This window comes from Bradyrhizobium sp. CSA112, from assembly GCF_029051645.1.
Taxonomy (GTDB): Bacteria; Pseudomonadota; Alphaproteobacteria; order Rhizobiales; family Xanthobacteraceae; genus Bradyrhizobium.
Window position 1 is genome coordinate 535,679 of sequence record NZ_JAACFS010000001.1, and the last position, 26,477, is coordinate 562,155.

Annotated in this window: 24 protein-coding genes; 16 read left to right on the top strand and 8 right to left on the bottom strand. The window is 61.2% G+C overall.

The genetic code is table 11. The features are described from left to right. Positions 1 to 2 precede the first annotated feature (2 nt). From mdcC to GWE18_RS02720, 7 genes are read left to right on the top strand one after another with little or no spacing between them, the layout of a single operon-like run. A complete protein-coding gene (gene mdcC, locus GWE18_RS02690; RefSeq protein WP_275184242.1) occupies positions 3 to 320 on the top strand; it encodes a malonate decarboxylase acyl carrier protein in 318 nt (105 codons plus the stop codon). Continuing rightward, positions 317 to 1,255 (top strand): biotin-independent malonate decarboxylase subunit beta, encoded by a 939-nt coding sequence (locus GWE18_RS02695; RefSeq protein ID WP_275184243.1) that lies wholly within the window; start codon positions 317 to 319, stop codon positions 1,253 to 1,255. Before mdcC ends, GWE18_RS02695 begins: the two co-directional genes overlap by 4 nt. Beyond that, positions 1,242 to 1,964, top strand: coding sequence for a biotin-independent malonate decarboxylase subunit gamma (gene mdcE, locus GWE18_RS02700; protein WP_275184244.1), 723 nt, complete (start codon positions 1,242 to 1,244; stop codon positions 1,962 to 1,964). The genes GWE18_RS02695 and mdcE overlap by 14 nt, the downstream gene beginning before the upstream one ends. Continuing rightward, positions 1,939 to 2,619 carry a malonate decarboxylase holo-[acyl-carrier-protein] synthase gene (mdcG, locus tag GWE18_RS02705; RefSeq protein WP_275184245.1) on the top strand — a complete coding sequence of 227 codons (681 nt, stop codon included), beginning with the start codon at positions 1,939 to 1,941 and terminating at the stop codon, positions 2,617 to 2,619. Before mdcE ends, mdcG begins: the two co-directional genes overlap by 26 nt. Beyond that, entirely contained in the window at positions 2,616 to 3,497 is an 882-nt protein-coding gene (mdcB, locus tag GWE18_RS02710; RefSeq protein WP_275184246.1) for a triphosphoribosyl-dephospho-CoA synthase MdcB, read from the top strand. Before mdcG ends, mdcB begins: the two co-directional genes overlap by 4 nt. After that, positions 3,494 to 4,444: an AEC family transporter gene (locus tag GWE18_RS02715; protein WP_275184247.1), complete on the top strand. Its 951-nt coding sequence runs from the start codon at positions 3,494 to 3,496 to the stop codon at positions 4,442 to 4,444. The genes mdcB and GWE18_RS02715 overlap by 4 nt, the downstream gene beginning before the upstream one ends. 9 nt (positions 4,445 to 4,453) lie before the next feature. After that, the gene (locus GWE18_RS02720) at positions 4,454 to 5,422 is read left to right on the top strand and encodes an acyltransferase domain-containing protein (RefSeq protein WP_275184248.1); all 969 of its coding nucleotides are present in this window, start codon (positions 4,454 to 4,456) and stop codon (positions 5,420 to 5,422) included. Positions 5,423 to 5,626: 204 nt separating this feature from the next. On the opposite strand, the gene GWE18_RS02725 is transcribed toward GWE18_RS02720, so the two are convergent. Further along, positions 5,627 to 6,637, bottom strand: a complete 1,011-nt coding sequence (locus GWE18_RS02725; RefSeq protein WP_275184249.1) for an AraC family transcriptional regulator — start codon at positions 6,635 to 6,637, stop codon at positions 5,627 to 5,629. Between the two features lie 568 nt (positions 6,638 to 7,205). On the opposite strand from GWE18_RS02725, the gene GWE18_RS02730 reads away from it, so the two are divergent. The 5 genes from GWE18_RS02730 (at position 7,206) to GWE18_RS02750 (ending at position 16,601) form a co-directional block, all read left to right on the top strand. Beyond that, complete coding sequence (locus GWE18_RS02730; RefSeq protein WP_275184250.1) at positions 7,206 to 7,376, top strand: hypothetical protein; 171 nt, start codon at positions 7,206 to 7,208, stop codon at positions 7,374 to 7,376. Positions 7,377 to 7,792: 416 nt separating this feature from the next. Next, entirely contained in the window at positions 7,793 to 10,651 is a 2,859-nt protein-coding gene (locus GWE18_RS02735) for a winged helix-turn-helix domain-containing protein (RefSeq protein WP_275184251.1), read from the top strand. A gap of 481 nt (positions 10,652 to 11,132) precedes the next feature. Next, on the top strand, positions 11,133 to 11,996 hold the full coding sequence (locus GWE18_RS02740; RefSeq protein WP_275184659.1) for an RNA polymerase factor sigma-32: 864 nt from the start codon (positions 11,133 to 11,135) through the stop codon (positions 11,994 to 11,996). Positions 11,997 to 12,147: 151 nt separating this feature from the next. Beyond that, complete coding sequence (locus GWE18_RS02745) at positions 12,148 to 15,330, top strand: efflux RND transporter permease subunit (RefSeq protein WP_275184252.1); 3,183 nt, start codon at positions 12,148 to 12,150, stop codon at positions 15,328 to 15,330. Then, positions 15,327 to 16,601 (top strand): efflux RND transporter periplasmic adaptor subunit, encoded by a 1,275-nt coding sequence (locus GWE18_RS02750; RefSeq protein ID WP_275184253.1) that lies wholly within the window; start codon positions 15,327 to 15,329, stop codon positions 16,599 to 16,601. The genes GWE18_RS02745 and GWE18_RS02750 overlap by 4 nt, the downstream gene beginning before the upstream one ends. Positions 16,602 to 16,877: 276 nt before the next feature. Here the strand turns inward: GWE18_RS02750 and GWE18_RS02755 are convergent, their stop codons facing one another. Together GWE18_RS02755 and GWE18_RS02760 are read right to left on the bottom strand one after the other, a co-directional pair. Next, the gene (locus GWE18_RS02755) at positions 16,878 to 17,051 is read right to left on the bottom strand and encodes a hypothetical protein (RefSeq protein WP_275184254.1); all 174 of its coding nucleotides are present in this window, start codon (positions 17,049 to 17,051) and stop codon (positions 16,878 to 16,880) included. Positions 17,052 to 17,111: 60 nt separating this feature from the next. Beyond that, positions 17,112 to 17,615 carry a hypothetical protein gene (locus tag GWE18_RS02760; RefSeq protein ID WP_275184255.1) on the bottom strand — a complete coding sequence of 168 codons (504 nt, stop codon included), beginning with the start codon at positions 17,613 to 17,615 and terminating at the stop codon, positions 17,112 to 17,114. 393 nt (positions 17,616 to 18,008) lie between these two features. Between GWE18_RS02760 and GWE18_RS02765 the strand changes: the two genes are divergently transcribed. Then, positions 18,009 to 18,686, top strand: a complete 678-nt coding sequence (locus GWE18_RS02765) for a response regulator transcription factor (protein ID WP_275184256.1) — start codon at positions 18,009 to 18,011, stop codon at positions 18,684 to 18,686. 292 nt (positions 18,687 to 18,978) lie between these two features. On the opposite strand, the gene GWE18_RS02770 is transcribed toward GWE18_RS02765, so the two are convergent. Both GWE18_RS02770 and GWE18_RS02775 read right to left on the bottom strand, forming a co-directional pair. Beyond that, complete coding sequence (locus tag GWE18_RS02770; protein ID WP_275184257.1) at positions 18,979 to 19,158, bottom strand: hypothetical protein; 180 nt, start codon at positions 19,156 to 19,158, stop codon at positions 18,979 to 18,981. Positions 19,159 to 19,399: 241 nt separating this feature from the next. Then, a complete protein-coding gene (locus GWE18_RS02775) occupies positions 19,400 to 19,651 on the bottom strand; it encodes a hypothetical protein (RefSeq protein WP_275184258.1) in 252 nt (83 codons plus the stop codon). Between the two features lie 267 nt (positions 19,652 to 19,918). On the opposite strand from GWE18_RS02775, the gene GWE18_RS02780 reads away from it, so the two are divergent. From GWE18_RS02780 to GWE18_RS02790, 3 genes are all read left to right on the top strand, one after another. Further along, complete coding sequence (locus GWE18_RS02780) at positions 19,919 to 20,227, top strand: BA14K family protein (RefSeq protein ID WP_275184259.1); 309 nt, start codon at positions 19,919 to 19,921, stop codon at positions 20,225 to 20,227. A 222-nt stretch (positions 20,228 to 20,449) separates the two neighbouring features. Then, on the top strand, positions 20,450 to 20,653 hold the full coding sequence (locus tag GWE18_RS02785) for a hypothetical protein (RefSeq protein ID WP_275184260.1): 204 nt from the start codon (positions 20,450 to 20,452) through the stop codon (positions 20,651 to 20,653). A gap of 561 nt (positions 20,654 to 21,214) precedes the next feature. Continuing rightward, positions 21,215 to 22,567 (top strand): ATP-binding protein, encoded by a 1,353-nt coding sequence (locus tag GWE18_RS02790; RefSeq protein ID WP_275184261.1) that lies wholly within the window; start codon positions 21,215 to 21,217, stop codon positions 22,565 to 22,567. 466 nt (positions 22,568 to 23,033) lie between these two features. On the opposite strand, the gene GWE18_RS02795 is transcribed toward GWE18_RS02790, so the two are convergent. From GWE18_RS02795 to GWE18_RS02805, 3 genes are all read right to left on the bottom strand, one after another. Then, positions 23,034 to 24,533 carry a porin gene (locus tag GWE18_RS02795; RefSeq protein WP_275184262.1) on the bottom strand — a complete coding sequence of 500 codons (1,500 nt, stop codon included), beginning with the start codon at positions 24,531 to 24,533 and terminating at the stop codon, positions 23,034 to 23,036. Between the two features lie 323 nt (positions 24,534 to 24,856). After that, positions 24,857 to 25,954, bottom strand: coding sequence for a DUF3306 domain-containing protein (locus GWE18_RS02800; RefSeq protein ID WP_275184263.1), 1,098 nt, complete (start codon positions 25,952 to 25,954; stop codon positions 24,857 to 24,859). Beyond that, positions 25,951 to 26,472: a DUF3305 domain-containing protein gene (locus GWE18_RS02805; protein ID WP_275184264.1), complete on the bottom strand. Its 522-nt coding sequence runs from the start codon at positions 26,470 to 26,472 to the stop codon at positions 25,951 to 25,953. Before GWE18_RS02805 ends, GWE18_RS02800 begins: the two co-directional genes overlap by 4 nt. Positions 26,473 to 26,477 lie beyond the last annotated feature (5 nt).

Consider the following 26,477-nt stretch of genomic DNA (forward strand, 5'->3'; position numbering starts at 1 on the left):
CCATGGAAGATCTCAGTTTTCAACACCGGGTTCGCGGACGTGCCGGCGGCAGCAGGCAGAATGCGCTTGTCGGCGTGGTCGCCTCGGGAAATCTCGAAGTGCTTGTCGAGCGCACCTTGCCGGATGCGGAATGCCGGCTGGAAATCAAGACTGCGGCCGTGGGGTTCGGAGAGGTCTGGACCGCCGTCATCGGCGATTTCGTCGAGCGCTATTCGCCCGGCGGTCTCCGGTTCTCGATCAATGACGGCGGTGCGCGCCCGGACACGGTGTCGCTTCGCCTGGCGCAGGCAGTTCGGTTGATCGAGGAGGACGGCCAATGACCGCTCTGCTCAGGCACGTTGCTCCGGCCGAACGTATCAGCTCAACCAGCTTCAGTGAAGCATCGGCGCGCACAAGGGTGGAACTGCTGCTCGATCCCGGCAGCTTTGTCGAGTTCATCGGGCCGGAAAAGCGCGAAATCAGTCCGCACCTGAGGATATTCGATCTTCCCGAGCAATTCGATGACGGCATCGTCGTCGGGCATGGCCGCCTCGACGGTTCGCCGGTTTTCATCGCCGCACAGGAAGGGCGTTTCATGGGCGGCGCCTTCGGCGAGGTGCACGGCGCCAAGTTGACAGGGCTGCTGCGCGCTGCGCGCCAGATCAGGTCAACCCCGGTATTGGTCCTGTTCGATACCGGTGGCGTCCGATTGCAAGAAGCCAATGCCGGCGAACTTGCCATCGCCGAGATCATGCGCGCGTTGATGGAAGCGCGCACCGCCGGCGTGAAGGTTATCGGCCTGATCGGCGGGCGCTCCGGATGCTACGGCGGCGGCGGCTTGATCGCGGGCTGTTGCTCCGCGCTCGCGGTGTCCGAGCCCGGGCGCATCGCGGTGTCGGGCCCCGAGGTCATCGAGACCAATCGCGGCGTCGAGGAATTCGACTCCCGCGATCGCGCCCTGGTTTGGCGCACCATGGGAGGCAAGCACCGTCGACTCCTCGGTGCCGCCGACGTCTTCACCGACGATACCATGCAGGATTTTCGCGAGGCTGCGCTCGACCTGCTCGGCCTCGTCGGGACGTTTGGTCTCGACAAACTGAAGGCCGAGCAGATGCGCCTTGGCGACAGGTTGCGACGCTTCGGCGCTTGCGAAGATGCCGTCGACATCTGGACGGCGGATGGCATTGCCCATGCAGAAACGGTTCCTGAATTGTCGGCCGACCAGTTTATCGCGCTCGCCAACAGGATCGGGAGGACCAGCCGTGACGCTCGATAACATTCTCGCCTCGCTCTTCCCCGACGGTCATGACGTCAGAAACGTTAACGGTGTCATTTTCGGCTCGGCGATGTTGCGATCCGGCGCCAGGACGCTGGTCATTGGCGTTGCGGATCGGACCGCCGTCGGCGTCGACGAGGCCATCAGACTTTCCGGACACGTGCTGGATTCCCTCGATCAGGGAAGCGGGCCGATCCTGATCCTCGTGGATAGCGACAGCCAGCGGATGAGCAAGCGTGACGAGTTGCTCGGCTTGAACGAATTCCTGTCGCATCTCGCGAAGGTGTTGATCTATGCGGATATTAATGGCCGCCCGACCATCGGCCTACTGTACGGGCACTCGGCTGCTGGCGCTCTGCTTGCGACCGGGCTCGCAACGCGCGTGCTGGTGGGGCTGCCTGGCGCCGATCCTGCGGTGATGGATTTGCCGTCGATGGCGAAGGTTACCAAGCTGTCGATAGAGACACTGCAAGAGAAGGCGAAGTCGACACCGGTGTTCGCCCCGGGCCTGTCCAATCTCGCCCGGATGGGCGCCGTTCACGTGGTCTGGAACAATGCCGCCCCACTCGCCGACCAGATGGAGGCGCTGTTGGCCGACATGCCGGCTGTGCACGATCGGCGGGATGCGCTCGGCAAGGAGCGTGGCGGCCGCTTGAAGGCCGCCGATATCGCGGAGCGCGTTCGTGAGCTGGCCCTGCAAACCCGGTGAACGTCCGATCGGTCGTCACGACCTGGTCTTCGTCAGTCCGGGGGGCTGGCGCGCGATGCTCGCCACGCGCGGCGATCTCGCAGCCGATCCTCTCGTCGCGCGCTGGTCGGACAGGGGATGGCCTACGATCAGGCGGCGCGCCGTGCCAGGCGAGGCATCCGGCGTGGCCTTGGGCCTGCCGTTGCCGCCCTCTGCCGGCAAGAAGCGGCTCTGCCTTCTCCTGCAGTCCGACGATATCACTTCGATTGCGAGGCCTCCCTTGCTGAATGACGCACGTGCGTCGGCGCCGCGCGCCTGGTGGCCTGCGCTTGATCGTCTCGACGAACTCGGCTCGTGCCATTCGGTGGAAGCGCGGGTATTTGGAAGCCTGGCGTGGCGGGCGCTGACCGGACTCGACTACCTGACCGACCGGTCCGACCTCGATCTCTTGCTGGCTGTCGATCGTGATACCGATCTCGATCGCCTCGTTACCAATGTGGCGGCGATTGAGACCGACGCGCCGATGCGGCTCGACGGCGAGCTGATGCGCGAGGATGGCGCTGCGGTGAACTGGCGCGAGTTCCACTCTGGTGCCGGAGAGGTCCTGGTCAAGGACATCGAAGGCATCCGCCTGCAGGACAGGGAACTGTTCATTTCGGGAAGGACGAGACCATGACCACCGCGCTCGCGCGAGGCATGGAGCGGGCTCTTCTGCGCCAGGCGCAAATACCTTGCGATGTCTCCACGATCGGCGACGGCGCTGCCCGATGCCTTGTCATGGAATTGGAAACCTGGCCGAAGCCGGGGCTCGTCAGCCATGTCGATAGCGGCAGCCATGATGACATGGTTGCCGGCACGTTTCGCCGCAGCGCCGCGGCCATCAAGCCCTATTTCCAGCTTCTCGCCGATGCGGCTGCGCATGGTTGCGGCATGGGGCGGCTGAGGATCATCGGCCTCGAGGCCGAAGGTGCCATGCTCGCAGCGACGTCCGGGGTCAACACGCATCGCGGCGCGATCTTCGGGCTCGGCTTGTTGTGCGCAGCGGCCGGTGCGAGAGCGGGCGGACTGGTCAATCCCGAACTGCCGCTGGGCGATGTCGTCGTACAGCTCTGGGGCGCCAGCATACTCGATGGTCCGGTGTTGCTGCGCAGCCATGGCAGCGAGGCCCGTCGCCGTTTTCATGCGGGCGGTGCACGCCTCGAGGCTGTCAAAGGATTTCCAAGCGTTTATCGGATCGGCTTGCCGGCCCTGCGGAGGGCGGCGCGCGTCAATCCCGACGACGCGGAAGCCGCCCGCGTCGAAGCGTGCTTCGCCCTGATTGCCGCGGTCGAGGATACAAATCTGCTTCACCGCGGCGGCCTCGAGGGCCTTCGCTTTGCGCGCAGCGCCACCCGGCACTTCCTCGACAGCGGCGGTGTGCGCAGGCCTGGCTGGCGCCCACGGGCGCAATCGGTCCACGAAAGATTCATCGCCCGGCGTCTCAGCCCGGGCGGGTCAGCCGACCTTCTTGCCATGACGCTCTTCGTCGATGTTCATGAAAGATCAAGTCCGTGATGTCCAATGCAATCGTGATGGCACTGGTGCCGGTCTTCTTTGTCCTGTTGCTTGGATTTGCCGCCGGCAGATTCCGTATCGTCGACGGCTATCATGTCGATGGTCTCAACGCGCTCGTGATGGATTTTGCGCTGCCAGCATCCCTGTTCGCCGCGACCGCGTCGGCTTCGCGCAGTCAGATGATTGAGCAGGCCCCGCTCTTTCTGGCGTTCGGTCTGACGATGCTGCTGCTCTATGTCGCCTGGTACTGGTTGGTGCGCAGCTTCTCCGGCGTGTCCAGGTCCAATGCGTCGCTACAGGCTCTGACGATCGGCTTCCCAAACCTTGCCGGTGTCGGTCTGCCGGTCCTGTCGGCCATACTGGGGCCGGGCGGCACCGTCCCGGTTGCCGTCGCACTGGCCTCAGGCTCCATCCTCATTAGTCCGCTCACCTTGATCATGGTGGAGATGAACGCCAGCAAGGCGCATGGCGCGGAAGTATCGGGACGGCAAGTTCTGACGGCAGTCCGGCGCGCGCTCACCAAGCCTGTCGTTCTGGCGCCCGCGCTCGGGATTCTGCTTTCGTTGTCGGACTTGAACCCTGACGCACTTGCACATGCGTGCCTCGCGCTGATCGGGAACGCGGCCGCCGGTGTAGCTCTGTTCCTGACCGGCTTGATTCGGTCGGCGCAATCGTTCCGGCTCGATTGGAAAGTCGTCGCCGCAACGGCGGCGTCGGACCTCATTCGGCCGCTGCTGGCCGTTGTGGTCGTCTACGTCCTTCGAATCGCCCCGGATACGGCGAAGACGACAATTCTGCTCGCCGCGGTGCCGTCGGGCTTCTTCGGCATTCTGTTTGCTGTCAACTACCGGCTGGATTCGGCGACGGTGGGTTCCATGGTCATCGCGAGCACCGGATTCAGCATCGTGACCATGGCGATCGCCATCGCCGTCCTCTTTTCCCACTAGGCAACGTCAATGGCGCTTGCAATCCTGTGCTCGGGGCAAGGCCGGCAACATGCGGACATGTTCGCGCTGACGGCCGATGCGCCCGAGGCTGCGGGCCTGTTTGCACATGCGACGAAATTGCTTGGTGGCAAGGATCCCCGCGATTTGGTTCGCAGCGGATCCGATGAGGCCCTGCATCGCAACCGTGCCGGCCAGATTCTGTGCACCTTGCAGGCGCTGGCCGCTGCCGCCGCGCTGGGAGTTGCCTTGCCTCGCGGTGCCATCGTCGCCGGCTACAGCGTCGGCGAGGTCGCGGCCTGGGGCGTCGGAGGGCTTTTCGAAGCGACCGACACCCTCGATCTCGTGGCAAGGCGGGCGGAGGCCATGGATGCCACCACGCGAGCCGGCGACGGGCTGATATTCGTCCGCGGGCTCTCCCGTGACGACGTCGATCGCCTGTGCGAGCACTACGGCGCAGCGGTCGCCATCGTCAATCCGGGCGATGCTTTTGTGATCGGCGGAGGCCGTGAGGCGCTGCAGGCGATCGCTGGAGAAGCCAGATCGGTGCGCGCTGCGAGGGTCGTCCATTTGTCGGTCGAGGTTGCCTCCCATACCAGGCAACTCGCTGCCGCGTCGGCGGCGTTTCGGAAGAGCTTGCGCCTGGTATCTCCGACATTCCCACCGGCCGCCGGTGCACGCATCCTAAGCGGCATCGACGGCGCGCCGGTCATCTCGGTTGAGGCCGGCCTCGACAAACTGGCAGCGCAGATATCGCAAACGGTGCAGTGGGCAAATTGCCTGCAAGGCTGCGTCGAAGCAGGCGCCACGGTCTTCCTGGAGCTGGGGCCGGGGCATGCGCTGAGCGCGATGGTCGCGGACACCTGGCGCGACCTTCCGGCGCGATCGCTGGACGATTTCAGGAGCCTTCAGGGCGTGCGCTCCTGGCTTGCGCATCATCTCAGCAGACAGGGCCGCGCGACAGATCTGTTCCGATCTTGAAAGCCGGGCTGCTGTCGATCGCGTGCAACCCTGTCGCAAAAAAGGGGCCGTCCTTCGGGGGAGGACGGCCCCAAGAGGCTCGCATGCCCGGGAGGGGGGAGGCTGGAGCCGTAACCGGTGGTCTCAATCGCTTACATCTGCAGTATCGCCGATCGGGCGGACAAAGTATTTCACGAACGGAGCTTGTTTCTCATTTCGCATGATTCACGTCGGTCTGCCGGCACCGTACGAGTCGACGCTTTGCTTGCCGAAGCCTGGTCGCGGAAGGTTCGGGACCGAAGGCAGTTCGTTCCGCTTGGCGCATCGCCAGCGCGCGGGCGTATCGCCCGTGATGCGCTTGAAGACGGTCGAGAAATGCGCCTGCGTGCAGAAGCCCACGGCGAGCGCGACCTCGGCCAAAGGCGTCTCGGTATTCGACAACAGCGATTTCGCGTGTTCGATGCGCTGATGGAGGAGATATTCGCGCGGCCGATATCCCGTCGCAGCGCGAAACTGCGCCGCAAAGTGCATGCGGGACAGTCCCGCGACCTTGGCAAGATCGGAAAGGCTGATGCAGCGGTCGAAATGCGTCTTGACATACTCCTCGACGCGCCGGAGCCGCCATTTCGGCAACGCATTGACTTTCGTGAGCGGTAATTCGCGCCGGGCAACATGCATTGCGAGTGTCTGACCGATGCAACGCGCAAATTCCTGGTCAGCCGAGTTGCCGTATTCAGTCAGCGCCTTTGCAAGCTGATCGGCGAACGGATCGCGCAACAGGACAAGGTCGTTCAGGCCTTCGGCCGTGGGAGACTCCGTTCCCGATTGCGCCGATGGAAAGCAATTGGCAGGCACATGAAAGTGCAGGAAATCGCACGGCGCATGGAACTGAGCACTGAGCTGCTTCGACGGTGCGCCGACATATAGCGTGCCCGCCGGCATGATGCCGTCGAAAACGGTTTGATTGCCTCTGGTCAGCTTGAGGCGTGTCGTCTTCAAGGCGACCGAGAAGAAGTATCGGTCGGGAGGCGTTGTCGCTTCCTCCTGCCGGACGGTAGTTCCCGCATAGCTCCAGCGCGAGATCGTGATGTCCTCGGCCGCCGCGCCGACGCTTTGCTCCAGCCGGCGCCATTTTCGTTCCTGGGGAAACGCGTACGTCTCCTGGGCGGAATCCGGTTCGCAGCGGCTGGCGTGATAGTCCACCCAGGCGCCGGCCGTTTGCATGTCGGTGAGCATTATTTGTTCGTCCTTTTTTCTTGAGTCCTGCTGCCGTCGTGACGACTGCCGAACTGCCGAATGCAACAAGTCGATGTCTGGACGATATGTCTGGCCCCGCCGCAAAGCTCGTTATCGATGCTAAAGGACTGTTAGATTTTGCAAATGCACAGGGCGTGGCCGCATGTCAAAAATTGACAATTAGATCAAATGAATCAGATGCTTGCGGCTCTAGATCCGCCCTTGCCGGGTTGTTAAAATGCGGCATGACGCAAATACGATGACAGGCAGAGCGCGGCGCCTCTCATCTGATCGCGCCGGATTTAGGCGGATGAGCGGAGAGGCGTCGATGCCGAGGGTGAGGTCTGGCTCGACTTTCTCCGCCGGAGGGACCGCAGGCTCGCGCGAATGGGGAGCACTTCAGCTTCAGGGCGCTGTAGGTGTGTCCTGCAGGCAGTTCGGACGCGGCGGATTCTCTCAACAAATCGGATATGGGATTTCAAGCGTTTCGCGGGCGACACGCCCCATCAGTGAAGGAACGCTTATCTCGCGCAATCCACGCCGCTGGCGCGCGCAGGGGAGACCCGTCATGATCGATCCTGCTCCAGACTTTGTTGCTGCCGCTGGTTCGACGCTGACACATAGTGAACTTGCGGGGGCACTCGAGCTCCTCCGTATTTTCGGCAATTCGTATCGTGGCTGCTCCGGCGTGCAACCCATCCTTGAAGAAACGCCACGCCCATTAGATGCGAGCTGGTGACGGACGCATCGGTATTGAATCAGAAACGGACGATCTCTCGCAGAGCAATGGCCGCCTTGGCGCAAGGCGGCCATTGAGTCGCGCGCTGGCCGCTTCAGCGCGAACTTGCGGACTGTCATGTCTTTGTCATGTTTCTGTCATGCGCAGGCGCAACGGGCTTATCCGTCGTCAGTCATGGGGATGCTCCCGTTTGCGGCAGTGAGGGGCGACCAGCGCGTCGTTCCGAGTTTTCATCAGCTTAGAGCAGGGCGCTTAACGGCAGGCCTGGCTGACGCGCCTGTGATCAACTTAGACTGGAGTCCGAGCAGGCTTTCTAGTATCCCAGCTCAAGACCGGAGCGTTCTTCAGGCGGACAGCCAAGGTGAACTTGCTCGTAATTGCTCCGAATTGGCGTAACTGGATAGCTGACTCCGATCATGATGCCTGCCGAAGGAGGTCGTCAGCCCAACGCTGTCGTGTCGTTTGGTCCTTTCAAATTGTCCATGGCGCAGCGGCTGCTTGAGCGCGACGGTACCCCGATTCCTTTGGGTGGTCGGGCCCTCGATATTCTCATCGTTCTGGTTGAGCACGCAAATGAGATCGTGACCAAGGACGAACTGCTCAACCGTGTCTGGCCGAACATAAACGTCGGTGAGGGATCTCTCCGGGTTCACGTTGCTGCCCTTCGCAAGGCGCTCGGGGATGGGGAGGGGGACGCGAGATATCTGACGACGCTGACAGGACGGGGCTATTCCTTTGTTGCGCCGGTTTTTCTCTCGAACGAGTCCGAGCCGGTGGCCCGGGCTGTTCAAATGCCCGAACAACTCCAGAAGCTACCGGCCTGTTTGACGCGAATGGTGGGTCGCGATGAAATTGTCCACGAGATATCGCAGCGGCTGGAATCCGACCGTTTCGTCACCGTCGCCGGACCGGGCGGGATTGGCAAGACCACCGTCGCTGTCGCAGTGGCTCGTCATCTGCTCGAAAACTTTGCGGGCGCCGCCTGTTTCTTCGATCTCGGGCCGCTAAACGACCCTATGCTCGTACCCAGCGTGGTGGCTTCGACACTGGGTCTCTCGGTTCGATCAAGCGATCCGGTGCCGGCCATCATCAGTTTTCTGCAAGACCGGCGGGCACTGCTGGTCCTGGATAGCTGCGAGCACGTTATCGATGTAACGGCGGCATTGGCCGAACGCATCTACGCCGAAGCGCCGACCGTACACATCCTCGCAACGAGCCGAGAGTCACTGCGCGTCGGCGGCGAACAGGTCTATCGATTGCCGCCGTTGAGCGCCCCGACTTCGACCGCATACTCGGCAGCAAGCGCATTGGACTTTCCGGCGGTACGACTATTCGTGGATCGCATAAGTGCGGGCGGTCGCCCTATCGAATTGAACAATAGCGGTGCCGCCATCGTCTGTGAAATCTGCCACCGGCTCGACGGCCTGGCCCTGGCCATTGAGCTTGCCGCCGGCCACGTCAATACCTACGGCCTGCAAGGAACCCTGGATCTTCTTGCCGACCGATTCAACGTCATACAGGGAGGCCGGCGTACTGCGCTGCCCCGCCACCAAACCCTTCGCGCCACGCTGGACTGGAGTTATGACCTTCTTTCCCCGGCGGAGCGGCTGATCCTGCGCCGCCTCGCCGTTTTTGCAGGCCCTTTCGGACTGGAAGTCGCCCTTTCAGTGGTGGTGGACGATCAGATTGACCGCGCACAAGCGATGAACGGGCTTGCAAGCCTGGTCGAGAAGTCGCTGCTTGCCGTCAGCACCGAGAGCGCGACGTCACGTTCTCCATACCGGTTGCTTGACACGACCCGCCACTATGCCGCGACCAAGCTCGCCGAAAGTGGAGAAGCGGGCTTCATTAGACGCCGCCACGCGGACTGTTATCGTGAGTTGTTCGATGCCGGCTCCGCGGGATGTGCCGACCATCTCGACAACGTGCGCGCTGCGCTGGAATGGAGCTTTTCCGAGTGCGGCGATACCAGGATCGGCATCGCCCTTGCCGCAGCCTCGAGCCTGCTTTTTCTTGAAATGTTATTATTGGCCGAGTGCCAGCAATGGGCTGAACGAGCTATTTCGGCGTTTGAGGAAGTTGACCACGGCAGCTGGCGAGAGATGAAACTCCAGGCTGCGCTTGGGCAATCGCTGATGTTCGCCAGAGGAAATGACGACCGTGCCCGACGCTCGCTTGCGAGAGGTCTCAAACTTGCCGAGGACCTCCAAGACCTGCGCACCCAGCTACGACTTCTCGGAAGGTTGGGCTTGTTCGACCACAGAACCGGAGACATTTCCAACGCGTTCCTGCTTGCGACGCGCAGTGCGGCCGTGGCTGTGCGGATAGGCGATCCGGCATGTATCGCCGAGGCAAACTGGAATCTCGGTTTCTTCAACTATTATAGTGGAGATTTGCTCACTGCCGAGGAGAACTGGAAGGCCTGCCTGCCTGAAAGCTCCCTGTCCGGCGTCGATCCGGATAGCCGAAGCGTGGACCGCGATACGCGCGCGCGTGCGCGTTGTGGGTTCGCGGCGATCCGCTGGCTCCGCGGTTTTCCGGAGCAGGCCACGAAGATTGCCAAAGAGGCGATGGCGGAAGGAGCTACTTTCAAGGATCCGTCTACGCTCTGCATCTGTCTCCTGTTTGCCGGGGCCACCCTTCTGCGGATCGGAAACAGATCCGATGCGGAGGAGGTGATAGAGCGCCTGATCGCCAATGCGAGGAGCTATTCGTTTGCACCCTATGAGGCCGCCGGTATCGGCTTCAGCGGCATGCTGTCGATTAGCCGCGGCCAGGTTGAGGCGGGTATTGCGACTCTGCGGAGAGGCGTGGAAGCATTGCGTGCCAATCGCCAGGAATTGCAAGTTCCGGTGCTGTTGGGCGGTTTGGCGGAAGGCCTGGCGATGTCGAAACGCTTCGATGAAGCGTTGGCTATCATCGACGAAGCGATCGCCAAGGCTGAGCAAAACAAGGAATCGTTCTTCAGCCTTGCGGAGTTCTGGCGCATCAAGGGAGAAATCCTCCTGTCAGCATCAGCCTCGAACGTATCAGCGGCAGATGGCTGTTTCCTTCATGCGATCGAGGAGGCAAGCCGGCAAGGCGTTCTGTCGTGGGAGCTGCGTGCTGCAACAAGCCTGGCTCGATCCCGCGTCCGGCAGAACCGGCTCGACGAGGCGCGGAGCCTTCTGACACACGTCTACGACAGGTTCACCGAAGGCTTCGGTAGTTGCGATCTGAGGGCGGCCAGGTCGCTACTCGACGAAATTGAGCATCTCCAGACGGCGGCTGAGTGACCTCGCCTGCCGTTGCTTCGGGCCATTTCTATTGCCTGACGAGACATCTACCGAGTGCGGTTAACGCCGCAAGTTGACGTCGGCCAGATCAAAGGGCTCGTCCATAGAGGACTGCCTGATCATGCCTTGCCTAACTCGAGCACCTCGTCGAAGGTTGTCGTGGCATCACGAGTTCCCGGCGAGCACTGACGACATCGAGCAGCGCGGACCCATCGTGCCGCCCTTTACAAGGCTCAGCTAATCTTAAGCCTTGTCTAGAAGCGTCGCACGAGAAACAAGTGCCTTCGAGGTCACCGTCCAGAGCGGATCGTGCGCTCTTGAAATTCGATATCGGAATTTGCGCAACGCTAACGGCGAATTTAGATTCCTCAATTCCAATTTAATAGATGCGCTGTGGTGTCCCCTCCTAGGGTTTGCCTGCCGGACCTGATGATTGGAGCCACCAATGAACGCGCACAGCACGACCATAGATAGGCGAGAGATGTTGACCGGAGACAGGTCGCGGGATCTCGTCGGCGAATACGCTACTCTCATCAAGCGATACGGTTTGCTTGAACCGGCGCGGGAGCAGCAGCTTGCGCGGCGCTGGCAGGAGCATCGGGACCGCAGGGCGACCGATGCGCTCGTCACCAGCCATCTCAGGCTCGCAGCAAAGGTCGCGCGGCGCTACCAGAGATACGACCTTCCGCTTGCCGATCTGATCGGCGAAGCCAATCTCGGCCTCGTCATCGCGGCTTCGCATTTTGAGCCCGGCCGCGGCGCACGGTTTTCTACCTATGCCCTGTGGTGGATCAAGGCCGCCATCCACGATTACATTCTGCGGTCGCGGTCGCTGGTCAAGATCGGGACGACGGCCGCACAACGAAAGCTGTTCTTTGGCTTCCGGCGCGCCATGAGCAAGTTCGGAGGCGACAGGGTAGGGCTCACGCAGGAGGTCGCCGAGGCCGTCGCGCGGGAGCTCGTGGTTCCGCTTCGCGAGGTGATCGAGATGAGCAGCCGTCTGACGGGAGACGTTTCCCTCAATGCGACCGTCAGCGATGACGGGCCGACCGAATGGGAAGCGATGCTGGTCGATCATTCGCCGAACGCCGAGGCGATCGCCGTCGAACAGGATGAGAGTGCGCAAAAGGCGAAAGCGCTTCGTTCGGCCCTTGATGTACTGACGGCGCGGGAGCGACGTGTGTTCGAGGCGCGGCGGCTCAGCGAGGATCCGCCGAGCCTGGAGGAGCTCGGGCGTGAGCTGTCCATTTCCGGCGAGCGCGTTCGGCAGATCGAAACCGTGGCCTTCGAAAAGGTCAGGCGCGCTGCCACCAGGAATTTGAGACCTGCTCTCCTCTTGGCGTGAGAGGCGGCGAGCTGCACGTCAGGACCAATGCAAATTCTAAATCGGTTTTTAATTGAGAACACTGCGTCCTGTCGTCATGTGTTGGCTACCTCCCGTAGATTTGTTGGCCGGCTTGCAACGCCGTCGGCGCGGAACGCAGTAAGGACAGACGATGGGGATCGTTCGATTTGCGCTAAGGTTTCCGCACACCTTCTACGTGGTGGCAGCCCTGATCCTGTTTCTCGGTGTCGCCGCCATTTGGTCGATGCCGACCGACATATTTCCGGAAATCCGCATCCCGGTGGTCACCGTGATCTGGCAATACACCGGCCTCACGACGCCGGAAATGGAGCAGCGCGTCACCACCTACAGCCAATATTCCATCAGCGCGAACGTCAACGGCATCAAGAGCATGGAAGCGCAGACCCTCAACGGTCTGTCGATCCAGAAGATCTACTTCCAGCCAGACGTCAACCTCGACCTCGCCATCGCGCAGATCGTCTCGGCCACCAATTCCATTCGCGCCCTGATGCCACCCGGCATTCAGCCGCCCGTCGTCGTGCAGTTCAATGCGTCGAGCGTTCCTGTGCTGCAGCTCAGCCTCAATTCGGAGAGCCTGAATGAGCAGCAGCTCTATGATTTCGGTATCTATCGGGTCCGGCAGGAATTGGCGCCGGTTGCCGGCGTCACGCTGCCGACGCCGGCCGGCGGCAAATATCGTCAGATCATGGTGGATATCGACCCGGACAAGCTTCTGTCCCGGGGATTGACGCCGCTCGACATCGTGAATGCGGTCAATACGCAGAACCTGACGCTGCCGTCGGGAACTGCGAAGATCGGAGACACGCAATACACGGTGCGAACCAACGCGACCCCGGCGTCGATCGACGATCTCAACATGATGCCGGTCAAGTTCGTCAACGGCGCCACCGTCTTTTTGAAGGACGTGGCTCAGGTCCGCGACGGCTCGCTGGTGCAGCAGAATATCGTGCGTCAAGACGGCCGCCGATCGGTTATGCTCAGCGTAATCAAGAACGGCAATGCTTCTACGCTCGCGGTCGTCAACAGCGTGAAGCATGCGCTGACGGCCATCCGGGCGGCCGCGCCGGCGGGACTCAAGGTCAACGAGTTGTTCGATCAGTCGGTGTTCGTGACAAACTCCGTCAATGGCGTATTGCGCGAAGGCGCGATCGCGGCTGGCCTCACGGCACTGATGATTCTGATCTTTCTTGGCTCCTGGCGATCAACGCTGGTCGTTATGATTTCAATCCCGCTGGCGATCCTGTCATCGCTCACCGTGCTGTATTTCCTCGGCGAAACGCTGAACACGATGACGCTCGGCGGCCTTGCTTTGGCGGTCGGCATACTGGTCGATGATTCGACGGTGACGATCGAGAATACCCACCGGCTGTGGACCGAAGAGGGTATGCCGCTCTCCGAGGCGACGTTGCATGGCGCCGCCGAAATCGCGGGGCCCACGCTGGTGTCGACGCTTGCCATCAGCTGCGTCTTCACATCGGTCCTGTTCCTCGATGGGCCAGCCAAGTACCTGTTCACGCCGCTGGGACTGGCCGTCGTGTTCGCGATGCTGGCTTCCTACGGATTGTCGCGGACGCTGACGCCGATCACGATCGGCTTGCTGCTCAAGGGCGAACGCCGTCACACAGACAAAGGGACGCCTGCAGGTCTGTTCTCGCGGCTCTCCGCCGCATTCAATCGCAGCTTCGAGCGGCTGCGCGATGGATACTCGAATCTCCTGACGACGCTGCTTCGGCGGAAGGCCATCATTCCCTTCGTCGCCGTGTTGATACTCGGCCTTGGCGCGGTGATGGCCACGTTTGTCGGGCGCGACTTTTTCCCGCTGATCGACGGCGGGCAGATCCAGCTTCACGTTCGCGCGCCTGCGGGAACGCGCATCGAAGCCACGGAGGCGATCTTCCAGGCGGTCGAGGACAAGATCCGGGAAGTCATTCCCGAAAAGGACCGCTCTTTGATTGTCGACAATATCGGATTACCCGCTCGGTCCTACAATCTGGCATTTGCTGACGGGTCGACGATCGGAGTCAACGATGGCGTGATCCAGGTGGCGCTCAAGGAGGGTCACAAGCCGACGGCAGACTATGTCAAGAAATTGCGCCAGGTGCTGCCCGCCGCATTCCCGGAGGATGTCTTCTATTTCCAGGCGGCCGATATCGTCACGCAGATCTTGAACTTCGGACTGCCGGCGCAGATCGATGTCCGAACCGTGGGCGTTGATCCGGGAAACCTTGCGGTCGCAAAGCAACTCCGTCAGCGCCTGGCCGCGATTCCCGGCATCGTGGACGCGCATCTGCAGCAGGAAGTCGATGCGCCGGCCTTCTACGCCCAGATCGACCGGACCCGTGCCGCGCAGCTTGGCCTCAATGCCAGCACGATCGCGACCAACATCAATGTCAGCCTGAGCTCGTCCGCGCAGGTATCGCCCAATTTCTGGACCGATCCGAAGTCTGGGATCCCGTATTATCTGGCCGTGCAGACGCCGGAGTACAAAGTCAACTCGCTGAATGCGCTGCAGAATACACCGGTCTCCACCTTGCTGGCGGTGAGCGGCCAGACGATCCCGGGCATGCTCAGCAATGTCGCGACGTTCAAGCGCGATAAAGTCGCGACCAACACGAACCAGAGCAACATCCAGCCTGTCTTTGACGTGTACGCCAGCGTGCAAGGCCGCGATCTCGGCAGCGTCGCGGCCGACATCAACAAGGTCACGGCCGAGTTGCAGAAGCAGCTCAAACCCGGCAACTCGATTCAGGTGGTCGGACAGATCCAGAGCATGAACGACTCGTTCCGAAACCTGGGTATCGGGCTGCTGTTCGCCGCGGTCTTCGTCTATCTGCTGATGGTGGTGAACTATCAGAACTTCGGCGATCCATTCGTCGTGATCCTGGCGCTGCCGGCGACACTGTGCGGCATCGTCACGATGCTGTTCATCACCGGGACCACGCTGAACGTTCCGTCGTTGATGGGAGCCATCATGGCGGTTGGTGTCGCTTCGGCGAACTCCATCCTGCTCGTGACGTTCGCGCGCGAGCAACAACTGAAAGGGCACTCGGCCCTGGAGGCCGCGCTGAGCGCCGGCTACACCCGGATCCGTCCGGTGCTGATGACGGCGGCAGCGATGATCGTCGGCATGATCCCGATGGCGATCGGCGGCGCAGGCGAGGAACAGAATGCTGCGCTCGCACGCGCCGTCATCGGCGGACTGCTGTTTGCAACCCCGACAACGCTGCTGATCGTGCCCTACCTGTTCGCCATGCTGCGCAAGGGCAACGACGGAAAACCCCACCATGGCGTATTTGAGGAAGTACCGGCATGACCGACATTGGTGTCCGACCCGAAAATGAGCCTAGGAATGAGAATGTCGAGGATCGGCTCGATGCCGGGTCCGATCGTGTGGCGCTACCGCGGAAGCGAGGTCGTCGTTACGGAGCGGCGCTACTCGGCGGAACGGCGCTGTTACTGCTCGTGGGCGGCCTTGCAGAGGGCGCCTGGCGCCACCACGAGGCCGACCTCGGGGTGGCGGCCACTTCGCAACAGAGCACGGCGTTTGTCCCGAACGTTCGCGTCGCCGCAGTGCGTGCCGCCGGTAGCACGACCACCGTCACATTGCCGGCGACCACAACGGCGTTTGAGGCCGCGAATATTTTCGCGCGCACCAGCGGCTACATCGAAAAGCGCTATGTCGATATCGGCGATCACGTCAAGGCGGGAGACCTGCTGGCCAGCATTGTCGCTCCTGAACTCGACCATCAGATTACCCAAGCCAAGGCGACACTGGCTCAGAACCGGGCCACATTGCAGCAGACACAAGCAAGCCGCGATCTGGCCCAGGTCACCAATGCGCGCGACAGCAACCTGGTCAAGCAGGGATGGCTCACGCTTCAGCAAGGCGACAACGACCGTCTCACCCTGGAGGCACAGAAGGCTGCGGTTGAAGTGGCTCAGGCGAATATTGCAGCCCAGGAAGCCCAAATTCGAATACTCGAGCAGGAGAAGGCCTATCAGCGCGTCGTGGCGCCGTTCGACGGCGTTATCACACAGCGCAATATCGACAACGGCAGCCTGGTGACATCTGGGTCGACCTTCATGTTCACGTTGATGCATTCCAACGTTATCCGCACCCAGGTGTTCGTGCCGCAGGATGAGGCGTTTGGGCTTGGACCCGGCGTTGACGCGGTGGTTCGTGTTCCCGAGATTCCGGATCGCAATTTTCCGGGCAAAGTGACGCGGATCGCGGACGCGTTGCAGCCCGGAAGCCGGACGCTTCTGACCGAGATCGATGTTCCCAATCCGGACAGCGCGCTGAGTCCTGGAATCTACTGCACCGTCGAGCTGTTCATCCCGCGCAAGACGCCGGCGATGATCATACCGGCCGACGCTGTCGTATTCGATCAAAATGGCCTGCATGTCGCCGTGGTCCGCAATGGTGCCGTGCATTTGCAGAAGATCACGATCGCGCGCGACTTCGGTACGGCAGTCGAGGTGCACGATGGCGTAAATCCGGGTGATCAAGTCGTTCTCAATCCGATGGTGAATCTAACGGAAGGCAGCAAGGTCGCGGTGCGCCATGAAACGAAGACAGGCTAGAATGATGCCGGGGAAGCAGACGCGATGCTTGCTGTTCACGGCGGGCATTTTGCTGTTGGGCTGCAACGCCGGCTTCGCACAGGTCTCCACCATGGGCACCACGGCCATGGGTCTTGCAACGACGCCGGGGACTATCCTTATTTCTCCACTCAATGGCCCCGGCCCGTTCTCGGCGGTCACACAGCCGGGCACTCCCGGCACGACGCTGGCGCCGGTGCCGTTGGCATCCGACCCCACAACGCCCGGGACGGTCGTGGCCTGCGCCATACCAATAGGTCAGATCGCGCCCGGGACCCCGGCGGTGCCGGTTACATCGATGCCGACAACCGGCGGCGTAACCGGATCGCTGCTATCGGTGCCGACGATACCAGCGGAGCCTTCCGCATCCACAACGGCTGACGGTCTTGCGCCATTGCTGCCGTTGTCCGCACAACCGGCTACGTCGTTCATGACGGATATTTTCGGCTCGACAATACCGGCGCCGCAGCCGCCCACGGTGCCGGCTCTGCCTCAGCCTTCCATCGTCGCTCCGCCGGTACCGATTCTATCGAGGGCTTCAGGCACGGTTTCCACAGCCATGGCGCGGGGCACAAATGCGATGACGCCGTCGGCGGCGACGACGTCATCCAGCGCCTTGGGAACCATTCCCACGTCCCTCGTCGCCAGCACGACCGGAACGATATCGCCGGTGCCGCCGCTAGGCAGCTCGTCGACCATCCTATGCAGCTCTTCGCCGGGAGGTCCCCCGACCAACGGTGCCGCCTTGCCCCTCTCGACGCCGGAAATTACGGCAAGTCCGCCGCCCGGTACGATCCAGCCCGACATGACGCCGCTTGCCACCACCAGCCTCGATCCGACGACGGCGGTGGTGCCGACGCCGAACACGTCGGTCTGCGCCGAGAGCACGACGATGAATTTGATGACACCTGCCACGATGGCCCCGGCCAATGCCACGGGTGCCGCCGCCACGCCGGGCGTATCGTCTTCGTGGCCGTCAGGCTGCTGAGAGGGCAATTAGCCTTCGCGCATCGGCCGACGATGGCCGAAGGCAGTAAGCCGCAGAGCCGGCCAGGGAAATCACGGAAGTCCTGACGCCCGCGCGCCACGCGACAGTACCGAACTCTAAAACCCAGTTTAATGGTAAACCCGATCAACCCGACCTAGATTCACTAACAGCGGCCCCACCGCGATTGTCCCCTCAAGCGGTGGGCAGATGGCCGCCGACCGGGCGACGCACGCCACGCCTTTTGCCACGAATGAGGCGTGGCGGCGTTGTCCGGCTCTCTTGAGGAGAAACCTATGGCATTTGCAGGTCGTTGACATGGCACTGGTCTCGGCAAGCGTGCGGTCGTGGCGGCCGAAACTTTGGGATCTGCGAAAGCTTTCGCTGCAATTGGGAATCGATTGATGACAAAAGTGCTGTTGATCGAGGATGATAGCGAGACGGCCGAGGAAATCACCGCCGAGCTGGCCGACCGCGGTTTTGAAGTCGAATGGTCGGCTAACGGCATTGATGGCCTCGACAAGGCGCGATCGTCGCGGCCGGACGCCATGATCGTCGATCGACTGTTGCCCGGAATGGATGGACTTACGGTGATCGAGGCGCTGCGGAAGGACCAGGTGCGTTCCCCGGTGCTCGTGCTGAGCGCGCTCGGCGCTGTGGACGACCGCGTGCGTGGACTGCGGATGGGTGGCGATGATTATCTCACCAAACCCTTTGCGATCGTCGAACTTGTAGCGAGGCTGGAGGCGTTGCTACGCCGTCCGGCGGAATCGCGCGAAACGACACTGCGGGCAGGGCCGCTCGAGCTCGACCTGATCGAACGCACCGCCAAACGCGGTGATCGCGTCATCGATTTGTTGCCGCGCGAGTTTCGTCTGCTCGAATATATGATGCAACGTAGCGACCAGCTTCTGACACGCGCCATGCTTCTGGAGGAAGTCTGGAATTACAAGTTCGTTCCAGCGACCAATCTTGTCGACGTGCATATGGGCCGCTTGCGCCATAAGGTGGACGGGCCTGGCGACGTCCCTATGATCCACAATGTCCGCGGCGCCGGCTTTATTCTTCGCACTGGACCATAAGCGTCTAATGGCCGGGAGCAATGTGCCGTCGTTGACGTCTAGCGGGATATCCGGGTGGCGAGATCTAATGCGGGCAACCGAAATTCATACGTTCGAGTACTTTTCAGTGGACCCTGGCGGTGGTGGGCGTACTCGCCGTTTTCGTCGGGGTAAAGCACGCCGGTTTGTTGGGTGCGGACGGCCGTAGGATAACCAGGCAACATGGAGCAGCTTCCGTCCGAACTCAGGACGAATGATATCGTCCATGACGTGTCGGTCGTTCGGATGCTTCCGACAGGACGGGATACTCGCGTCATCCGCGCATTCGCCAGCTGCCGCCCATGTGACCGCCACCGAAGCCGCCATCCATGTGGCCCCCGCCGAAGCCGCCGCCCATATGGCCGCCACCGCCGCCGCGTGCTTGTGCACCGGTGGCGAGAAGGCTGCCGGCCAGTACCGCGCTTGCCAAAATCATCATTACTCGTCCTCTCATGACATTCTCCTTGGGATCGGCGGGCTTTCCGTTGCAGAGCCTGGTCAGACGCTGGCATGTACGAGTAGGGCCAACCGCCAACGTCGCGATAGGTGCGAGATGGGGATGCTTACTCATGCTCTCGACTAAATTCGCGTTCAGTCATCCGAATTGGATACCGGGTGCGTTCGCGCCAGACAAGGAGCGCAGCAAAGCCCCGACCAGGCCAGGGCTTTGTTGGGACGTAGCGCGGTTGCTTCTGTCACTTGAACTGCGGAATTGTCGGGATGGTTATGCGCGGCGGCGGCAGCGGAGCCATCCTTGAAGCGTTGGCGATGCCGCTTGGATCGGCAAACACATTGTTCATTCCACCGAGATTTGCGGGCCCCGGAGGGATTCCACTGATGGGTATGTTTCCCATGCCCGCTTCACCCGCCATTCTCGCATACGCAGCCGCAGGCGCCACCAACAGCACGAGCAGTGCACCAATGATCTTGGTCGAGGTTCTGGACATGGACGAAACTCCTACTTCTTGAGAGCCCTGAATGAGACATAGGTCTGTCCGTCCGTGCGCACCACTAAATTCGAGCTTAATGCAGCCCGGGATCAGCGTTCTCGCAAATCGAAGTGCAAGCGATCATGTAAAAATCGTTTTAGCTTGCTGAAGCCGAATTTAGTGGGACTGGTCGAGCTTCGGCCTACCTCCGTGATGACGCATCTGAACATTCAGGGCGAAGGCGAGAATTCAGAAGTTCGCCCACATTCACGGAGAAGACAGGTCATGACCAAATTCAGGATATTTAGCGCGGCAGCCCTTCTGTCGCTGGCGTTCGCAACACCGGTATTCGCGCAGGCCGCGATCCAGGAGCCGGGTGCCTTCGCGTTCTACTACCCCAACAATGACGTCCTCAACGGCGGCCGCCCCACGCCGGCGGCGGGCCCGAACGCTCTGACACCGGAGATATTCGAAAGCGGTGGCCCGCTCATGAACAGTAGCGCGAACGGCTCATCGTGCGAGCGGTACCGTTCGTTCGATCCGGCTTCCGGGACGTTCCTTGGACATGACGGTCGACGGCACGTCTGCCAGTAACTGGCATGCAGCATCAATGCTGGCGGCCGGGACCGGCAGCGACAGATGGAAGAGGTCGTATCGGCAACGATGCGGCCTTCTCCATGAGCTGCTCCTCAAGCGATGACCTTGGCGGACGGGATCCAGTCAAGGGCCCTGGATTGGCAAGCTTTGAAACAGGCGCAGCGATGCCCGGCAAGCGGCGCCAGTCTCGGCTGCCGCGATCGAACGGGGAGTCGGCTGATGACCACGCAACGCATCGAGGCTTTCCGGTTTCCAAGAATCAAAGCCCGCCCGTCTTTCGACCGCCGCGTCAACCTGAACCTGTACGCGAGCAACCAAATGCGTGCAGGGGCTTGCGGAAGCAGGCGATGCTGCGCCGATAAGCGCGAGCATCGCGACTTGGAGTCTCAGAACTTAGTTCATGGGCTGATCCTGCAACGCTGACGTGCGGCCGAGTTTGGCGTGGACCGCTGAGTGGCAGAGCCAATGTCCGCCGTCTTCCACGAATGCACGGCCGGAACCTCGCAACTTGTCGAAGACGGTCGACCGCGAGGCAACAGGGGGCTCGTGTCGCTGATCTCTCGACGGCGTGCGAAGTTGAAAACGCACATGATCGAAGGAATACGCAAGTTCCTCCGGGGCTTAGGGTTGCAAAACCTAACCTGGAGTAATCTCCCATGAAATACACCAAAGCCTACTTGACCTTTGCGGCCGCTCTTTCTCTTGCCTCGACATTGGCCCCGGCCGGTGCCGAGCCGCGAGGGCCGCGATCAAGGGTGCCAGCCACTCCTTGTTCGAGTCTCATCCGAAAGAGGGGGCGTCCGTGATTACAAACGCCGCCCGCAAGGTCGAGAAAATGGCAACTCGCTGAACGACGTCAGTTACCGACGAATGCAAGCCAGTCATATTGATGGAACGTGGGCGCTTCATTCCAAGCCTCGCAGGTACTCCCCAAGGCAAGCAGAAAACCGGAATGCCGCTGTGGTCTCTCGGGGGACGAATCTTATGCGATTGCCTGACTTCGCGCGCTCGACCACGCTGCGGTGGGCCGTGCTGGTGGCCGCCATATTCACCACTCTTACGATTGCGATGCTCGGGTTCGTCTACCTGAAAACAAAGCATGATCTGACGACGCGATCGGATCGTATGATTGCCTCGCAACTGAGCCTTTTTGCGGACTTGTCGCCCGCGCGGAGATTGGAGGCGATTGATGAGCTTCTGAAGCAGGATCCGGGCCGCGTTCGGCTCGCAGGATTGTTTGATTCAGACCGCCGCAGGTTGGCGGGCAACCTCGACGCGCTGCCGCCTATCCTGAAGATCGATGATGAAGTACAAGGCGTCATCGTCGACAGGGTCGACGAAGCTGGCCGGGAGAAACAGGCCGTCCGCCTGATCGCGCGAAACTTGCCGAACGGCGACGTACTGGTGATCGGGCGAAACGTCGATGAAGTCGGGGAGATCGCCCTCGTGGAGGGTATAGCGATCGCGCTTGGTCTGCTTCCCGCCGTGCTTCTTTGCCTTGCCGTCGGTGTGGCGCTGAACGCTCGCGCCCGGCGTCGTATCGTTGAGGTCAACGAGCGGGTCGAGCGCATCGTTGCCGGCAACCTGCGTGAACGACTCCCTCATCGCAAGACCGACGATCCCTTCTCCAGACTTGCCATAGTAGTCAACGGCATGCTCGACGAGATGGAAGCCCTTATCCAATCCCTCGCAGGCATCGGCAATGACATAGCGCATGATTTGCGTACACCACTCACTCGGGCGCGGCTGATGCTTGAGCGCGGGCGCACGGGCGCCCAGACGCTCGAGCAACTGCAGGCGGTTGCAGACAAAACCATAGAGGCACTCGATCAGGGGCTTTCGATAGTCACCGCTATTTTGCGGCTTGCAGAAATCGAGAGAAGCCAGCGATTATCAGGATTTGGCAACGTCGCGTTTGCGGATCTGATACGCGAAGTGGCGGATATGTACCAACCGATAGCGGAAGACAAAGGAATTGCTCTCGTGATCCACTCGCTGCACGAACTGAACGTGCAGGGTGACCGGGACTTGCTGATCGAGGCGGTCGCCAACCTCGTCGACAACGCCATCAAATTTACACCGGTCGGCGGGCAGGTGGAGATTGGAATATTTCGCTGCAACGGCCAGGATATTGTGCGCGTGAGCGATACCGGTTCCGGCATAAGCGAACACGAGCGTGACGCGGTCCTAAGACGTTTCTACCGGTCGGATAAAGTAAGACATACGTCGGGCTTGGGTCTTGGCCTTAACCTGGTAGCGGCCATTGTTAAGTTGCACGGTTTTCGATTCACGATCCATCCAGGGGCCGGGTGCGTCGTTGAGATTGCATGCTCATAGGCGCCGACGCTGGCGTGACCCTCGAGATCGTTAAATCGTTTGAATGAGATCAACGTGCAAAACGTACGCCCGAAGCTTTCTCAAACAGAAGTTACTGGCGAATAACAACTCCATTCCGATGGAGCCTGCGCCCGCCTACATCATCCAAGGAGACCAAGATGAAGTTGGCATTGAGCGACGCCGCCGCTGTTGCCGCGGCTTCGGTGATTGGTCGCTGCGGACCGTCACCGTCATGCCGGAAACGAGTGCCACGTTCGGCGGCACCTCGCAAAAAAATTTGCCAACCGCCGACTCATACTTGCTCCAGCCGCCACTGCGGGTGCTGTCGGTCCCGTTCTTGGTTCACCGTCAATCCCGCTGCGGCCCGGATCGGCACAAGCCTTCTTGGCCGTCATGCTTGGTTCGCTGAGTATTTTGGGTGAGCGCCGCCGTCCGAACTACAGCCCACCGATCGGTATCCCGCTTTTCAGAAGCGGAACCGTAGCCCGACCGTGGGAGCGATATTGTTGCGCCGAAGAAAGCCCGACGCCAGTCCGCCGTTCACTTGAGTGAACATGACCCCGGAATAGAGATCCCACTTTGGTGCAAACCGCCAATCGATAGCGGCAGAAATCCCGTCGAATGTCCCGGCGCATTGCGCATGTTCGGTGCCGAAGCACGGGGCGCGTCCGCCGGCGGCGGTGCCGAAGAAGGAGTTTTGGATATAGTGGTAATAAGCGGCGATCACATCCAGATTTTCGGTAACCGCGTATTTGGTCCCGATCCACATGACTTGCAAAGTCTTGTTGCCGAGACCGTTCATGCCGAAGGCCGTATTGGTAATATTCGTGTTGTTGAAGGCCTCACAGCCCTGGCAAAGAAAATTTCCCGCGATGTCGGTAAACGCGCTCTGCGGATCGCTCGGCGCCATGTATCGAATATGTTCGTAGCCGGCGTATAGTTTGAGCGGGCCGTTGGTGTATTTGGCCACAAGCATCACGGCGCTATTGTTGGAGATCGTCGCCGTCAGCGTCTGCGGCAAGAACGGGGGGATCGGCACCCCATTGGCATCATTGCTTCCCGGTGCAAGTCCGAGTGATACGGAATCTCTGACATGGCTGTAAATAGCGTCGACCGAGAACACACCTTTGCCTCCCGTTTTGATATCGGCACCGGCTTGTAGCTGGTATGCTCCATTGGAGGCATTGTTCTGGGCGTAGCCACCGAACTGCCACAGCGCCGCTGCCCGGAACTGGCCGACGTCGACCCGGTATTTCAAGGACGTCGAGTTTCTGCAGTTTTCGGTGTTGCCGCCACCGCAGGTTATTCCCTGAAAGCCGATCGGCGAGAAGGCGTAAGAGGCGCCGAACGGATCGTAGTCCAAGACCGCGTCCAGGGTCAGCGAGTTCTGTCGGAAAACGGTCAGCGTGCCGTAGGTCGGAGAACTGACGCCGACATAACCTACGCCATTGTACCACTGGCCCGCGCGGCTTGAATCGGAGAAGGCGGTTTGCTGATTTTGGGGGATGCCGGCGTTCGCGGCCAGCGATCCCGGTCCGTTGGAAAACCGCAGGGAATACGGATCGAAGCCCGCGTCCAGAGCAAAGACGACAGAGACGTCCTCAGCGATCGGCCTGGTTCCCTTGATTCCGATGGTTGAATTGCTCAACGCGTTGGGCGCAAGACTCCAAAGCGGCGACCTGTTCTGTTTCTGGATTAAGTATGAAGCTCCGACAGCGGATCGTGGGTCAAACGGCGCGCCGTGGCTCTGCCAGCCGACGCCCGCGTCAAGCGTGCCGTAGACCGTAATGCCTTGCCAAGTCAGCTGGCAGTCTGTGGAAATAAAGTCCCAAGCGTCCGTGCACTGCTTGGGCGCCGAAGCCGCCGGGCTCTTCTTGGGAATGATGTCGGCCGCCCATGCATCTACCGCACACGGGGCGCCAGCAACAGCGAGAACTATTGCCGTCGGAATGCCTAGCTTTGCCACACGAGCCTCCCTGGCTCAGCAGCCACGATTATGACCCGGGACAAAGTTGGTCGGCAAGACCGAGTCAGCTCCATATGCAGCGATGTCAGAAGATTCCGATCCGAGTGGCCGGTTAGCCACAGTCTCAAGAGGAAGCAGGTCGAGCGGCGACCGCTGCAGCGATCCTCGATCATTCGGCGCCGACGCTGCGCTGCCGGCGCATTGAATGCAGCTCATTGTTCAACTCCTGCTCATGGCGGCGCGACCGATCTAGCGCGCCACCGTGTTCGATGGCTTGCGATCTAGATAGCGTTGCCTTGGCAGAAGTTCGATTAAATAAGGATTTATGCGCGTGTGTCGGCGACATTTGCCGAACCGGCTGCATTCGAAAGCGAGAACGCTTCGGTCTCGATTTCCATGAAAGTGCGGCCGAGCGTTCCGACGCGAGCATAGAATGTCGCGGACTCGGCGCGCTCGAGGTCAGAAAAAAACCGCGCGATCCACGGCTTCAGATGGTTCTCGAAGGTGTTACGTTCGGTCCCGGCGGGTGCAACGATCCGGCCGCTGGCGAGACCGGCCATGACTTCGAAAAGCACCGCAACGTGATCCTCGGGTTCGGATCGTCCCTCAGTCCTCTCAATACCAAGTTGCTTCAGGGTTTCGCGGACCCGGGCGAGGGGACGACCATAGAGATAACCAGTCAGATAATATGACGCGTAGGGGAAAAGTTCACCACGGCCAAACCCGACGAACAGATCGAAATACTCGCGCTCGATCCTTTCCGGGCTCTCACTCGCGGCTGCAGCAGCGAGGGTCGCGTGAGCGGCGCCCAACGGCGTTGCATCGCCGCTGAGGCCAGCCAAATCCTTGATCGTTTGCGGATCGGGACTGTGCGACAGCAGTGCTGCGAGCAGCGAATACTCCAGCGCCCGTGCATGATCGATCTCGTCGATTTGTCGTGTGGCTGAGATGGCCTCGACGCGGACATCTTCGGTCGTCAGTACGCTGGTTTGCCCGGTGTCTCCGAGGCCGGCAAGAGCCTGGATATCGTTGCCGGCGATCAGCGGTCCAAAGCCGGGCATCGCGGCTGGGTCGTTGAAATCCCATTGGCTCTCAGCGATCCCGATAAAATCGCGGATTGCCGGATCGGTGACCCAGGCGCGGCGCAGCCCGGCCTTTGTGAGTTCGACCGGGACGCCTGATCCAAGAAACGATCGGATGTCGGTGCCCGCAGTGATCGATTGAAGCGGCGGCAAGCTCGCTGGATCGAAGCTCGGAGAGGTGGGCGTGCCGGCTGCGGCAGTCGCAACCGTTGCTTTCAAGTCGCCAGGCTCTGCGTCGGCCGGTTTGGGTTCCGGGGATAGAACGTCGGGCTCGACCTGCTTGGCGGCTTCCTGTTTCATCCGCGACCAGCGCGACATGATATTTTCTGGCTCGGTCATTTTCCGCTCCCGGTGTCCTCTCCGCGGTGCTGCGGCATCTGCTGATCACCCCGGTCCCGTTGCCGTTTGCCAAAAGGTCGCTCGACGTGATGCTCGGCGACAAAACAATCGATTGCATCGATAATCGCGGCCGGCATCGGGACGGCCGCGACCAGATCATTGCCGGCATCGGTCATTGCCTCCCCCTCCGAGGGGTCGGCCGTGACCGTAAGGATGTCGAACGCAGGGCTCGCAGAACGCGCGGGCCGAGGTCGCAGAACGACCCACAGCGCGGGTATCCCCGAAGAGAGATTCTGCCGATAGTTCGCCGTCTCGGTTCGATGCAATTCGATCGCAGCCTCACCCACATAGAATGTGATCGTGTCGTCTTCCTCACGGATCTGCGTCCAGGCTGGCGCCGATGGCGTCCCAACCAGAACCGAAACCGGTCGCCAGAGGAAATCGAGCCACGGGCTCCTTGCTTTGCGTCGTTCGACTACCACACCAACGGCAATCGTCGCGAGCGCGGTTGATCTCATGCTTC

Excerpts from the sequence above, each read along its gene's own strand:
- mdcC (WP_275184242.1), top strand. The coding sequence starts at position 3 with ATGGAAGATCTCAGTTTTCAACACCGGGTTCGCGGACGTGCCGGCGGC.
- GWE18_RS02695 (WP_275184243.1), top strand. The coding sequence starts at position 317 with ATGACCGCTCTGCTCAGGCACGTTGCTCCGGCCGAACGTATCAGCTCA.
- mdcB (WP_275184246.1), top strand. The coding sequence starts at position 2,616 with ATGACCACCGCGCTCGCGCGAGGCATGGAGCGGGCTCTTCTGCGCCAG.
- GWE18_RS02720 (WP_275184248.1), top strand. The coding sequence starts at position 4,454 with ATGGCGCTTGCAATCCTGTGCTCGGGGCAAGGCCGGCAACATGCGGAC.
- GWE18_RS02725 (WP_275184249.1), bottom strand. The coding sequence starts at position 6,637 with ATGCTCACCGACATGCAAACGGCCGGCGCCTGGGTGGACTATCACGCC.
- GWE18_RS02730 (WP_275184250.1), top strand. The coding sequence starts at position 7,206 with ATGATCGATCCTGCTCCAGACTTTGTTGCTGCCGCTGGTTCGACGCTG.
- GWE18_RS02735 (WP_275184251.1), top strand. The coding sequence starts at position 7,793 with ATGATGCCTGCCGAAGGAGGTCGTCAGCCCAACGCTGTCGTGTCGTTT.
- GWE18_RS02740 (WP_275184659.1), top strand. The coding sequence starts at position 11,133 with ATGTTGACCGGAGACAGGTCGCGGGATCTCGTCGGCGAATACGCTACT.
- GWE18_RS02745 (WP_275184252.1), top strand. The coding sequence starts at position 12,148 with ATGGGGATCGTTCGATTTGCGCTAAGGTTTCCGCACACCTTCTACGTG.
- GWE18_RS02750 (WP_275184253.1), top strand. The coding sequence starts at position 15,327 with ATGACCGACATTGGTGTCCGACCCGAAAATGAGCCTAGGAATGAGAAT.
- GWE18_RS02755 (WP_275184254.1), bottom strand. The coding sequence starts at position 17,051 with ATGAACGACGTAGCCGGTTGTGCGGACAACGGCAGCAATGGCGCAAGA.
- GWE18_RS02765 (WP_275184256.1), top strand. The coding sequence starts at position 18,009 with ATGACAAAAGTGCTGTTGATCGAGGATGATAGCGAGACGGCCGAGGAA.
- GWE18_RS02770 (WP_275184257.1), bottom strand. The coding sequence starts at position 19,158 with ATGAGAGGACGAGTAATGATGATTTTGGCAAGCGCGGTACTGGCCGGC.
- GWE18_RS02775 (WP_275184258.1), bottom strand. The coding sequence starts at position 19,651 with ATGTCCAGAACCTCGACCAAGATCATTGGTGCACTGCTCGTGCTGTTG.
- GWE18_RS02780 (WP_275184259.1), top strand. The coding sequence starts at position 19,919 with ATGACCAAATTCAGGATATTTAGCGCGGCAGCCCTTCTGTCGCTGGCG.
- GWE18_RS02785 (WP_275184260.1), top strand. The coding sequence starts at position 20,450 with ATGACCACGCAACGCATCGAGGCTTTCCGGTTTCCAAGAATCAAAGCC.
- GWE18_RS02790 (WP_275184261.1), top strand. The coding sequence starts at position 21,215 with ATGCGATTGCCTGACTTCGCGCGCTCGACCACGCTGCGGTGGGCCGTG.
- GWE18_RS02800 (WP_275184263.1), bottom strand. The coding sequence starts at position 25,954 with ATGACCGAGCCAGAAAATATCATGTCGCGCTGGTCGCGGATGAAACAG.
- GWE18_RS02805 (WP_275184264.1), bottom strand. The coding sequence starts at position 26,472 with ATGAGATCAACCGCGCTCGCGACGATTGCCGTTGGTGTGGTAGTCGAA.